Here is an 11,623-nt window from a genome sequence, read left to right on the forward strand (position 1 = left end):
AGTGAACTGATAACTGATAACTGATAACTGATAACTGATATTAGGTTCCAGAAGTCCAGGAGTTGATATATTCTAATTGGGCTTCGGTGAGGGTATCGATTTCAATCCCCATGGCTTGCAGTTTCAAGCGGGCGATTTCTTGGTCTAATTCGTAGGGAATCGAGTAGATGCCGGGGGCTAATTTACCTTGATTTTTAACCAAGTATTCTACACCGATTGCCTGGTTAGCGAAACTCATATCCATAACGGCGCTAGGATGACCTTCGGCGGCGGCGAGGTTAACTAGGCGACCTTCACCGATAACAACGACGGATTTACCGCTTTTTAGCCTATATTGTTGGGTAAAGTTGCGAACTTCCTTAACATTATCGGCTTTTGCGCCTAAAGCTTGCAGGTCGATTTCAATATCAAAGTGACCAGAGTTGGAAACAATCGCCCCATCTTTCATCAGGTCAAAATGTTCGGCCCGGATAACGTGCTTGTTACCAGTGACGGTGATGAAGATATCGCCTTCCTTAGCGGCTTCATCCATGGGCATAACCCGGAAACCGTCCATCGCCGCTTCAATGGCACGCACGGCGTTGATTTCGGTGACAATTACATTAGAGCCTAAACCTTTGGCCCGCATAGCCACACCTTTACCACACCAACCATAACCAGCCACAACCACCGTTTTACCGGCGAGGAGGATATTGGTGGCGCGAATGATACCATCAAGGGTAGATTGACCTGTACCGTAGCGATTATCAAAGAAATGCTTGGTTTCTGCGTCGTTAACGTTCATTGCGGGGAAGGATAATACCCCGGCTTTGAGCATGGCTTGCAAACGGACGATACCGGTGGTAGTTTCTTCGGTAGTACCGATAATGTCGGGTAATTGGTGACTTCTTTCTTTAACCAGGGTGGCCACTACATCACAGCCATCATCGATGATAATCTGGGGTTTATGATCGAGGGCGATTTGAACGTGACGGTGATAGGTGTCGTTATCTTCCCCTTTGATTGCATAAACGGGGATGCCGTAATCAGCCACTAAACAAGCGGCCACATCATCTTGGGTGGAAAGGGGATTACTAGCAATTAGTAACGCATCAGCGCCACCAGCTTTTAGCGCGATGGCCAAATTAGCGGTTTCGGTGGTAACGTGACAGCAAGCGACTAAACGCAGTCCGGCAAAGGGTTTTTCGATAGCGTAACGTTCCGCTAATTGACGCAAAACGGGCATTTCCCGTCCGGCCCATTCGATGCGCTGTTTGCCGATGGGGGCTAAACTAATATCTTTAATGTCGTATTTCTGTTGAACTGGTGTTGCTACCATAAGGGGTTTTCCTTAAATACAAGCCTCGGCTATTGGTTAATTTAACTTAACATTGTCTGGGGATTTTCGCCAATGTCAAGCTTTCCACCGGTTTTTTATATAGGAAAAAGTTATCAATCAGATTTACACTGGGTTACGCATTTTTTAATAACCATGTTCAGCCAGAAATTCTAGGCTAATCTCGCTAGGAGGGTGATAAGAACGCATTCCTAACAATTTTTCCACATATTTGCCTAAAATATCCCCTTCTAGATTCACCCAATCGCCTAATTTTAAATGGGAAAGATTGGTTTCGGCGTAGGTGTGGGGAATGACTGCCACTTTAAACCAGCTGCCGGAGGCATCACAATCGGCCACGGTTAAACTAATGCCATTAACAGCTATACTGCCCTTACCAACGATATAACGAGCTATGTAGTTATTCCACTGTTCTTCTAGGGAACTAGGGGCAGCAAAGGTCATTTCCCAAGAATTAGCCACGATTATCGATTCGACTAAACAACCAATACCGTCCACATGGCCGGTGACAAAATGACCGCCGATTTTACTCCCCACCCGCAAAGAGGTTTCTAGGTTAACGTTGGTTTCTGTTTTAATCCTTCGTCCTAAAGTCGTGCGCTGTAGGGTTTCCGGGGAAGCGGTGGCCAGAAAACCCTCTGGGAGAATTTCCTCAACTGTCAAACAAACCCCATCCACAGCCACACTATCACCAATCATTAAATCTTGAATAATTGTATCAGAGGATACAGACAAATAGAGTCTGTCGGTATCCACGACCCGGATTGTTGCCAAGGCTTGAATTAATCCTGTAAACATCGGCTTTTTTCTCGACTATAAGTCCTTATGAGTGAAAGATTGGGCATTTTCCCCAGAATAATCGGCGACAATATGACCATCTCCGGCTAATTGATATTTGTAGGTCACTAATCCCTCTAATCCCACCGGACCGCGGGGAGGCATTTTTTGGGTACTGATACCCACTTCGGCCCCGAAACCGTAACGGAAACCATCGGCAAATCGAGTGGAACAATTATGAAAAACTCCGGCGGCATCGACTCGATCGCTAAAGGTTTTGGCCGTGTTAAAATTTTCGCTGACAATGGCTTCCGTGTGTCGAGAACCGTAATAATTAATATGTTCGATTGCCGATTCTAGACTATCGACAATTTTAATTGACAGGATTAAATCACTATATTCGGTTTGCCAGTCCTGTTCTGTGGCCAATGGTACGTTAATAATCTGACGAGTTGTTTCATCTCCCAATAATTTAACCTTTTTTTCCTCTAATGCCTGGGCCAATGCGGGTAAAAATTGTCTAGCGATGTCTTGATGAACCAATAAAGTTTCAATGGTATTACAAGCGGCAGGATATTGGGTTTTACCATCGACGGTAATCCTAATTGCTTTGCTTAAATCGGCTTCTTTGTCGATGTAGAGATGACAGATACCATCGGCATGACCGAGGACGGGAATGCGGGTATTATTTTGGATATAACGCACAAATTCGTTAGAACCTCTAGGAATAATTAAATCGATGTATTGCTCAAGTTTTAATAGTTCCTGAATTTCTTCTCTTGTTGTTAATAATCTTACCGCCGCTGGATTAACTTTAGTTTGACTCAAGGCCTGATGAATAATTGTTACTAAAGCTTGACAAGAACGGAGAGCCTCTTTCCCCCCTTTTAAAATAACGCCATTACCAGATTTTATCGCTAAACTGGTAATTTGAATTAAAGCATCGGGACGAGCTTCAAAAATAACCCCTAAAACCCCTAAAGGACAGGTTATTCTCCGAAGAGTTAAACCTTGATCTAATTCCCGATTAATTTGCATTGTAGCCAAAGGATCTGCTAATTTAGCCACATCTCGCACCCCGGCAATAGCGGCTTTTAATTTGCTGGAACTTAACTCTAATCGCGCACATAAAGCCGGAGATAATTCCATCGCCTTGGCGGTTTGAACATCGGCCATATTAGCTTCTAGTATCTTATCGGCATTGGCAGTCAAAGCCTCAGCAATAGCCTCTAAAGCTTCATTCCTTTCTTCGTTAGTCAGGATAGCCAGTTGACGACTCGCTTGACGGGTTTCTCTGGCGATTTCGGGGAGGGATAGAGAAGTTGTAACCATAGAAAATTAAACGTAATAACCGCTATCTTGTTTATTTTATCTTATTTTTGAGCAAGTTTCAGGGTCATTAGACCTCTTGTAAAAATCAAAAATTGTTGTTAGGGTTAGGATTCAGTAGCCAGGAGAATTAAGAATCAATAATAATTAATTAAATGGTCTATTTACAGATTTGGCTCTCTTGAGTTTGGTGGGTAAAATGTACTCTAAGATACAGTCCTGCCAGCGAGCGACTAGAACGAACCACAAAGACACAAAGGACACAAAGATCGATCCTATATAAGTTAAACTTATCACACAAAGAATAAGAAAACCCTGATTTTAGGCAATTTAATCTTTATTTTCGAGGTTTATTGAAGGTTATCAACTCTTGTCATGATCATCATAAATCTAGTTAAATAGAAAAAATAGCCGAAATTAGTGATTTTTCTATCCTAGACCTGTAGAGACATTATAGTTAACATCCCTACAGCATCTAGACTATCTAGACCAGATTGGCAATCAGACAGTTAGATACTTCTTGACGCGCCCAATTATCGGCGGCTAAAATATCATCTAGGCTAGGGGTAGAACTGTTATGAATTGTAAAGCGATCGCAAACTTTTTCGATCACCCGGGGAATATCTAAGAAGCTAATCTTTTCTTCTAAAAATAATGCTACCGCTTGTTCATTGGCCGCGTTTAATACTGCCGGCATTGCCCCACCCGCACGGCCAGCTGCGTAGGCTAATCCCATACAGGGATATTTTTGATGATCGGGTTCTTTGAAGGTTAAACTGCCGGCTTTAACTAAATTTAAAGGTTCCCAATCCGTATAAATTCTTTCAGGCCAAGACAAGGCATATAACAGGGGCAAACGCATATCAGGCCAGCCTAATTGGGCTAAAACTGAGGTATCCTGTAACTCAATTAAAGAGTGAATAATACTTTGGGGATGAATAACAATATCGATCGCATTATAATCGACACCAAATAAATAATGAGCCTCGATAACTTCTAGACCTTTATTCATTAACGTAGCCGAATCGATGGTGATTTTTCTGCCCATAGACCAGTTAGGATGTTTCAGGGCATCAGCTACGGTTACTTGCGGCAATTTTTCCACTGGTAAATCCCGAAAAGCACCCCCAGAAGCGGTGAGAATAATCTTTTTTAATCCCCCAGGGGGAACTCCCTGTAAACATTGAAAAATAGCTGAATGTTCCGAGTCAGCAGGTAATAATTTAACTCGGTGTTTTTCCACTAAAGGCAGCACCACCGGACCGCCAGCAATCAGGGTTTCTTTATTAGCGAGGGCGATATCTTTACCGGCAGTAATAGCGGCAATCGTGGGCAGCAATCCCGCACAACCGACAATTCCCGTGACGACGCTTTCGGAATCGCCATAACGGGCCACTTCGATTACTCCTTCCTTTCCTGCTAGGATAATCGGGGTATAGTCAAGGTCGGAAATTAGGCTTTTCAGGTCTTCTAGTTGACTTTCGTTGTTAATCGCCACGATTTGCGGGCGAAATTGCCGAATTTGCTCCGATAGTAGTTGAATATTATTACCCGTGGCTAATCCCACCACTTGAAACTTATCGGGATGATCGGTGACAATATCGAGAGTTTGAGTACCGATCGAGCCAGTAGAGCCTAAAATCGAGATTTTTTTCATAGAAACTTACTATAATTTGGGGATTAGCTTTTAATATACGTTCTCTGGTGTCCTTCCGGCACATCAGCGTAAATATTAAATATTTGTTAAAAAAGTTGATAGTTTGACCTTTTTATGCTATGGGTTAGAAAAAGTTAGCGATAGAGATGGTGACAGGGAAGAAATCCCATAGAAAGACCGATGGATGAGGCTGTCTAGCGGGGGGTATGGTTTGCTGTTAAATTTGGGTTAAGTCGCAGAAAAAACAACCGAACTTAAACTTAAGTTCGGCTAGATTTATCATCTATTTAACCACTAAATAAAACTAACTTTCTGTCGCCGTTGCCGTGGTGGGAGGCAACTTAATATTAGTAGCTAATCCTAGAATTTGCAGCAGACGAATGGTCATCCAAGTCAGGTCAACTTCCCACCATTGTAGGCCATGACGGGCAGAATACTGATAGGCATGGTGATTATTGTGCCAACCTTCACCGAAAGTTAAGATGGCAACCCACCAACAATTTTTAGAATTATCGTGGGATTCATGGCTAACATAACCAAATTTGTGAGTGGCGCTATTGACAAACCAAGTGGAGTGGAAAACTAAGACCAAGCGAACAAAAATTCCCCAAATTACAAACGGCCAACCACCCATAGCATAGAGAATTAAGCCTAAAACAATTTGGATAGGAACAAAATAATTTTGACAGAATTTATAGAAAGGATCGTCGGCGATATCTTGGGTAAAACGGGCAATTTCTTCGTCGGCAGGAATTTCGTGTAACATCCAACCCATGTGACTCCACCAGAAACCTTTATTAGAATCGTGGGGATCGGGAGCAGTATCAGAATATTTATGATGAATACGATGTAAACCTATCCATGAGATCGCACCCCCCTGACAAGCGAGGGTTCCGCACAAAACCAGAAAGTATTCTAACCATTTGGGAGTCTTAAAACTCCGATGGGAGACCAAACGATGGAAACCGAGGGTAATTCCTAAACCCCCGGTAATCCAATAAAGAATCAATGTCACTCCCACAGCACCCCAGCTAAAATTGCCAGGCAAGAAGGCTAAAAGAGCCACTAAGTGGATAAAAGCCATGTAGATGAGAGTCACCCAGTCGATGGGAAGTTTTTCGGAAGTCGCAACAGTCATTGAATAACCCAAAGGGAAACAACAGGAGACAGAGCATCATTGTCTTATCTGTCTCGATTTGACACAGGGGGAACTTTGACGCTTATTGACACTCCCGTCGCTAAAAGCGAGGGATTCTTGGTTCAACGAGTCCACTTAAATTAGATGCCTTGCGTTATCCAACCCAGAGGTGGTTCTCTCCCCAAGCATTACTTTTCGTATGCCCCACGATAGTTGTATTTCTACAAAATTTGCTTGAATTGAAGTGTTAGCTTCAAATACTGCTTTGTCTAGTTCCTGCAAAGATTTTACCTACCTACAGGTAGAAACTAGAACAATTAGGCAGAACCCCAGCTCTTGATTGTCAAGGTGCAGATAGCGTAGTGATTAGACTACATGGGTTTTTAGAGCGGTTGATTACCCTATCCGCTATACTTGTATGGTAGCTATTTTGCCTGGATAGGTCAAGACCCTTAAAAGAAGAAGTTATTCGAGATTTTGTCAGGAGACTGGACACCTATTTTTAATCGTGCTTCGTGTCACTGAGCTTGTCGAAGTGCTGTTCTAGGCTGCCCTTTGTTTCATCCCGTCGCTAAAAGCGAGGGCTTCGGCCGTGAGCTTAGCCGAACGGTCTTCACCCCGACATTTGAGATAAATAGTAACAAATATCACAGTCTATTGTTTGATGGATATCCCCTCTCTACTCCACAGGGCAGAAAAGGCCCTACTCCCCATCTTTTCGGAAATTGACGCACAGGTCAAGGAAAATCTCGCTAAAATCTTATTGGGAAAGTATGGCGAAGCGATTGATTTCCCTAGGTGAGGGTTTTTATAGGCAATGCTATCGGACGGGAAAGCCCCAGTCAATACAGCCTAATCTCTTCTAGAAACAGTAAATAAGGTAATTTATAGACAAAAAAAGATAAATAAGTCCAAAATATCTGTTTTATCCGATCAGAACTCTATATTTAGCCAGATTAAATAGAACTCAATGACTCTTAACTTACCTAAACAAATAGTTCAGGCTAATCATCCTCATCCCGTGGCGATCGGCGAAATTGTCTCGATAGCGATCGAAGCCCTCTGGAGTAATAAACTGCGGACTTTGTTAACCATGTTAGGGGTGATTATTGGCATTGCCTCCGTGATTGCTCTCACCTCCGTAGGCCAAGGAGTACAAAAAGCCACCGAACAAAAAATTCAATCTCTAGGTACTAATGTTTTACAAATTTTACCCGGAGAAGCCAGAACCGGGGGGATTAGTCTCGGCCGCGGTTCCAGTAGTACCTTAATCTGGGAAGATGCCAAAGTTATTCAAAATCAAGTTCCTGGTGTGCAGGTGGTCTCCGCCTATCTGCAGCGTCCAGCACCAGTGGTGGCGGGCCAGGTCAATCATGCCACTAATGTGGTGGGAATCGATCTCAACTACATGAAAGCCAGAAATACAGAACTCAGCCAAGGTCGATTTTTTACCGAGGAAGAAATGGCACAGGCGACACCAGTGGCGATTTTAGGCTCGACTCTGTTAACAGAACTCTTTGGCGATGATACTAATCCTATCGGCAAAAAGCTTTGGATTGAAAGAAAAAATAGTTACGAAATTATTGGGGTATTTGAGCCAAAAGGTGCAGAAGGTTCGATTGATCGCGACGATCAGGTCTTTATTCCTCTGAGCAATATGTCTTCTCGTCTGGTGGGCAATAATTCTTTAAGTGGTAAGGCCGTTAACGGCATTTATGTCAAAGTTGACCAGCAAGATCAGATGAAAAATGCCGAGTATCAAATTACTAATCTTTTGCGTCAGCGTCACAATCTCGCCGCTGCTCAAGCCGATGATTTTAGCATTAGAAACCAAACAGATGTGGTCAAAACCTTGACCACGGTAGTGGGTTTGTTTACAGTGATGCTGGTGGCTATCGCTGGCATTTCCCTAGTAGTCGGTGGTATTGGCATCGCTAATATCATGTTAGTTTCCGTGGTGGAACGCACCAGGGAAATCGGGATTCGCAAAGCTGTGGGGGCCACCCGTTCGGCCATCCTCCAGCAGTTTTTAGCGGAATCGGTGATGATTTCCCTGACTGGCGGCGGCATCGGTGTATTATCGGGAATTTTAGTCGCCCTCTGTAGCGCCCAGATTTTCCGATTTCCCTTTGTCTTGTCAGGTTGGTCGATAATCAGTGGATTTGGCTTATCTTTTATCGTTGGTTTGTTAGCAGGAGTAATTCCCGCCCGTTCTGCCGCTCATTTAGACCCGATTACCGCTTTACGACGGGATTGAGGCCAATACATCCTAAAAAACGATTAAGCCATCTTGAAGACGGATCACCCGCCTAGTTTGGGCAGCTACATCAGGATCGTGGGTGACAATCACAATCGTGATCCCCTGTTGATTGAGTTCGGTTAGTAAATCCATCAGTTCTTGGGAAGTTTGTGTATCTAAGGCCCCCGTCGGCTCATCGGCCAACACCAGAGCCGGTTGATTAACTAGGGCCCGGGCGATGGCGACTCGCTGTTGTTGTCCCCCGGAAAGTTGGCTAGGCCGATTGTGGAGATAATTAGTCAACCCAACTCTAGCTAAAGCTTGCATCGCTCTTTGACGGCGCCTTGGCTTGGGAACATTGGCATAGACCATCGGCAACATGACATTTTCTAGGGCAGTGGAGCGGGACAATAAATTAAATTGTTGGAAGACAAAGCCAATCCTCTGATTGCGAATATATGCCAGTTGGTTATCGTCCAAGTTCTTTAAGTTTCTGCCTTCTAAAATATATTGTCCCCCCGTCGGGCGATCGAGGCAGCCGATAATATTCATCAGGGTTGATTTCCCGGAACCCGAAGCTCCCATAATGGACACGTATTCCCCTGACTGAATTTCCAGATCTATGCCCCGAAGAACAGGAATTTTCACTTCCCCTAGAGAGTAAATTTTTGTAATTGTCTGCAAGAAAATCATCGTTTTTACCAGGGGTGATTTAATACCCACATTCCGCAGGTTGACAAACAAAAAAATCATTAAACCTGAAAGCCTTTCTGTGCAAGGGCTTCATCTAATTTAGTTCACTTGAATTAATCTGTTTCTTGATATTGATAATGAATCCTCCTTATTGAGAATTTGTTGAGCAAGGCTTGTACGATATTGCTTTGCGAAAATTATCCCTCTTTTGTCAGTTTAGGAAATTTCCAGGAAATTAGGCCGTTTCAGCCCAAGATAAATCAAGGTTTGACAAAAGAGGGGGGAGCATCTCACCTTTGTAACCCCTAAATCAGGTTTTATGTCAAGCTATTTTGAAAGCCTTGCTAGAAACCAGTTTTAGGGACAAGTGTAATTACTCACTTGCATAAATAAGATACTCCCAAAGAGGGATATTTATGAAGTGGAATCTGAACTGCGGAATGTTGGATATAATCCAATTATAGTCATTTCAGATAAGTCTGATACACTCTAGACCGACAAAACCCTTATGAACTCTGGGATTGATATTCTCAATCTTAATTGAAATGACTATATGTACTAAAAACAGGAAATTCATGACAGATATTCACTCGATCATCGGTATATTCCCCTCCAATGAAGAAGCAAACACAGTTGTATTGGAGTTACAAAAAAAAGGCTTCGATATCAAAAAACTTTCATTGCTAAAAACCATTGGCACCCCAAACATAGAGGGTGCAGACTTCCACCCACCTCACCCGGCAGGAATTCAACCCCCTCACCCAGAGGGGATGCAGCCTCCTTACCACCCAATGGGCATTCAACCCCCTCATCTGGAAGGAGTTCAACCTCCTGTCTCAGAAAGAGTTGAACCCCTTCATCCGGAAGGGGTTCAACCCCCCTGTACTCATTTCTTGCCCGGAAGATTACCATCTTCAGCAGTTGGCTTGGCCTTAGTAGGAGCAGAAGCAGCTGGAATACTATTTATTCCAGGCACAGGACCTGTTTTGATTGCCGGACCGATTGCGAGAACACTGGTAAGTTATGTGGAAAAAATGATTACTGATGGCCTTGATCCGGCGGCAATCTCAGCAACTGGGGGACTAACAGAGGGATTGGGCATTCCCAAGCATAAAGCACTGCAATACGAGACTGAAATCAGAGCAGGCAAATATGTTTTGCTGATATCGGGGAGTGAGGAAGATGTCAGTCAAGCTAAAAATAGCAGTGGAAGCATCTCACCTTTGTAACCCCTAAATCAGGTTTTTATGTCAATCTATTTTGAAAGCCTTGCTAGAAAACAGTTTTAGGGATAAATATAATTACTCACCTGCATGAATGAGATGCTCCCAATAGCAGAATAGCAGTCTTACTTCGCCTAAAGGGAGCATACCATTTTCGTAAAATTATTACCAATAGTAAGGCAATAGAAAGGGTTTCAGTTCCCCTGAGAATGGCTAACGTGCCAAATTGGGATGCTCCCCGCCTAAAAGATAAATTTTTGTAATCGTCTGCCAGAAAATCATCGTTTTTACCACGGGTGTTTTGGGATAATTTTGTCCTAGAAATTAGGTTAAGCACTGGAATGTCAAAAATGGCACTATGTTAACAAATATAAAGTAAATTTTTTCAGTGCTGTTTGACTATCAACTGCTATTTTTATCGGTAAGTTCCAACTATGTCCACATTTAAAGATGAATGTATCCAACTTTGTCCACTTTCTGGGAGTTATCTCAACTAGACACTTGATTAAAACTCTTTTTTTGCTCAAGAGAGGAAATTATTAAGAAATAAAAAATATCTGGAATCACTGGCAAATAGTGAGAATAAAATAAAAAAACTAAATAGTAAATATACGGAGAAATCAATCAATGTTAACACCAAGACATCCTCACCCCCCCGCTGCCCCGCAAAGCCCTCCTCCTGGTGTGCCTCAAAGTCCTCCTCCCGGAGCGCATCAAGGGTTTCCACCTGGTGGACACCAGAACAATCCTCCGGGGACACCGCAGCCCTTTGCACCGACTGGGGCAGGACCGGCCAATCTACCGCGTCTAACAGAACAAGATCAAGAACTCTTAAAACAATTACTCGGTAATGATGAACAGGCTCAAGCTTTAGGGGGAATGTTACAAAACTCACCGCCAGAAATTGCCGCTTTGGGTTATTTAATCTTACGAGTCTTTGAACGTAGTCAGTCCTAATTGGTCTGGTTCTTCGGTTGCTTGTCTGCTTACCAAAGAGCAGAAATGTCATAGTTGCCGAAGAACTTTTATACCGTTTTTTTGAGATACAACAATTTTGGCAATTCCTAATTTTTCCCTGATCACATAGTTATTTCCCTCTATAAGCCCTGGGAATTTACCTTTAGCACCTCTCAAAAAAACATTTTTAGATTCCATCCTACTCGGTCAATCCCTATCTACACAACCCCAGAGACTTAAGAGAGCGTTATCTTGATTTTCCCCGCCAGCTTAG

General features: G+C 43.2%; 10 protein-coding genes and 1 pseudogene. 4 read left to right on the forward strand and 7 right to left on the reverse strand.

Annotated elements, in window-relative coordinates; translation table 11 throughout:
- Nucleotides 1-40 precede the first annotated feature (40 nt).
- The 5 genes from ahcY to myaer_RS19515 all read right to left on the reverse strand — a co-directional run bounded on the left by ahcY (nt 41) and on the right by myaer_RS19515 (nt 6,237).
- Entirely contained in the window at nt 41-1,318 is a 1,278-nt protein-coding gene (gene ahcY, locus myaer_RS19495; RefSeq protein ID WP_002732258.1) for an adenosylhomocysteinase, read from the reverse strand.
- A 144-nt stretch (nt 1,319-1,462) separates the two neighbouring features.
- Nucleotides 1,463-2,134 (reverse strand): riboflavin synthase, encoded by a 672-nt coding sequence (locus myaer_RS19500; protein ID WP_046663297.1) that lies wholly within the window; start codon nt 2,132-2,134, stop codon nt 1,463-1,465.
- A 15-nt stretch (nt 2,135-2,149) separates the two neighbouring features.
- Nucleotides 2,150-3,445 carry a glutamate-5-semialdehyde dehydrogenase gene (gene proA / locus myaer_RS19505; RefSeq protein WP_046663298.1) on the reverse strand — a complete coding sequence of 432 codons (1,296 nt, stop codon included), beginning with the start codon at nt 3,443-3,445 and terminating at the stop codon, nt 2,150-2,152.
- Between the two features lie 481 nt (nt 3,446-3,926).
- Entirely contained in the window at nt 3,927-5,099 is a 1,173-nt protein-coding gene (dxr, locus tag myaer_RS19510) for a 1-deoxy-D-xylulose-5-phosphate reductoisomerase (RefSeq protein WP_046663299.1), read from the reverse strand.
- Nucleotides 5,100-5,403: 304 nt separating this feature from the next.
- Nucleotides 5,404-6,237, reverse strand: a complete 834-nt coding sequence (locus tag myaer_RS19515) for an acyl-CoA desaturase (RefSeq protein WP_046663300.1) — start codon at nt 6,235-6,237, stop codon at nt 5,404-5,406.
- 664 nt (nt 6,238-6,901) lie between these two features.
- Between myaer_RS19515 and myaer_RS22760 the strand changes: the two are divergent.
- Nucleotides 6,902-7,000, forward strand: a pseudogene (locus myaer_RS22760) (aluminum resistance protein); the annotation flags it as partial.
- Nucleotides 7,001-7,207: 207 nt separating this feature from the next.
- A complete protein-coding gene (locus tag myaer_RS19525) occupies nt 7,208-8,494 on the forward strand; it encodes an ABC transporter permease (RefSeq protein ID WP_046663303.1) in 1,287 nt (428 codons plus the stop codon).
- 12 nt (nt 8,495-8,506) lie between these two features.
- Here the strand turns inward: myaer_RS19525 and myaer_RS19530 are convergent, their stop codons facing one another.
- Nucleotides 8,507-9,169, reverse strand: coding sequence for an ABC transporter ATP-binding protein (locus tag myaer_RS19530; protein ID WP_046663860.1), 663 nt, complete (start codon nt 9,167-9,169; stop codon nt 8,507-8,509).
- A 575-nt stretch (nt 9,170-9,744) separates the two neighbouring features.
- Here myaer_RS19530 and myaer_RS19540 point away from each other — a divergent pair.
- Both myaer_RS19540 and myaer_RS19545 read left to right on the forward strand, forming a co-directional pair.
- The gene (locus myaer_RS19540; protein ID WP_052734205.1) at nt 9,745-10,398 is read left to right on the forward strand and encodes a hypothetical protein; all 654 of its coding nucleotides are present in this window, start codon (nt 9,745-9,747) and stop codon (nt 10,396-10,398) included.
- Between the two features lie 621 nt (nt 10,399-11,019).
- Nucleotides 11,020-11,349 carry a hypothetical protein gene (locus myaer_RS19545; RefSeq protein WP_002800017.1) on the forward strand — a complete coding sequence of 110 codons (330 nt, stop codon included), beginning with the start codon at nt 11,020-11,022 and terminating at the stop codon, nt 11,347-11,349.
- A gap of 48 nt (nt 11,350-11,397) precedes the next feature.
- On the opposite strand, the gene myaer_RS21415 is transcribed toward myaer_RS19545, so the two are convergent.
- Nucleotides 11,398-11,547 (reverse strand): hypothetical protein, encoded by a 150-nt coding sequence (locus myaer_RS21415; RefSeq protein WP_158524814.1) that lies wholly within the window; start codon nt 11,545-11,547, stop codon nt 11,398-11,400.
- Nucleotides 11,548-11,623 lie beyond the last annotated feature (76 nt).

This window comes from Microcystis aeruginosa NIES-2549 (genome assembly GCF_000981785.2).
Taxonomy (GTDB): Bacteria; Cyanobacteriota; Cyanobacteriia; order Cyanobacteriales; family Microcystaceae; genus Microcystis; species Microcystis aeruginosa_C.

Bases quoted from the DNA above. Each gene is read 5' to 3' on its own strand.
- ahcY (WP_002732258.1), bottom strand. From the start codon at position 1,318: ATGGTAGCAACACCAGTTCAACAGAAATACGACATTAAAGATATTAGT.
- myaer_RS19500 (WP_046663297.1), bottom strand. From the start codon at position 2,134: ATGTTTACAGGATTAATTCAAGCCTTGGCAACAATCCGGGTCGTGGAT.
- proA (WP_046663298.1), bottom strand. From the start codon at position 3,445: ATGGTTACAACTTCTCTATCCCTCCCCGAAATCGCCAGAGAAACCCGT.
- dxr (WP_046663299.1), bottom strand. From the start codon at position 5,099: ATGAAAAAAATCTCGATTTTAGGCTCTACTGGCTCGATCGGTACTCAA.
- myaer_RS19515 (WP_046663300.1), bottom strand. From the start codon at position 6,237: ATGACTGTTGCGACTTCCGAAAAACTTCCCATCGACTGGGTGACTCTC.
- myaer_RS19525 (WP_046663303.1), top strand. From the start codon at position 7,208: ATGACTCTTAACTTACCTAAACAAATAGTTCAGGCTAATCATCCTCAT.
- myaer_RS19530 (WP_046663860.1), bottom strand. From the start codon at position 9,169: ATGATTTTCTTGCAGACAATTACAAAAATTTACTCTCTAGGGGAAGTG.
- myaer_RS19540 (WP_052734205.1), top strand. From the start codon at position 9,745: ATGACAGATATTCACTCGATCATCGGTATATTCCCCTCCAATGAAGAA.
- myaer_RS19545 (WP_002800017.1), top strand. From the start codon at position 11,020: ATGTTAACACCAAGACATCCTCACCCCCCCGCTGCCCCGCAAAGCCCT.
- myaer_RS21415 (WP_158524814.1), bottom strand. From the start codon at position 11,547: ATGGAATCTAAAAATGTTTTTTTGAGAGGTGCTAAAGGTAAATTCCCA.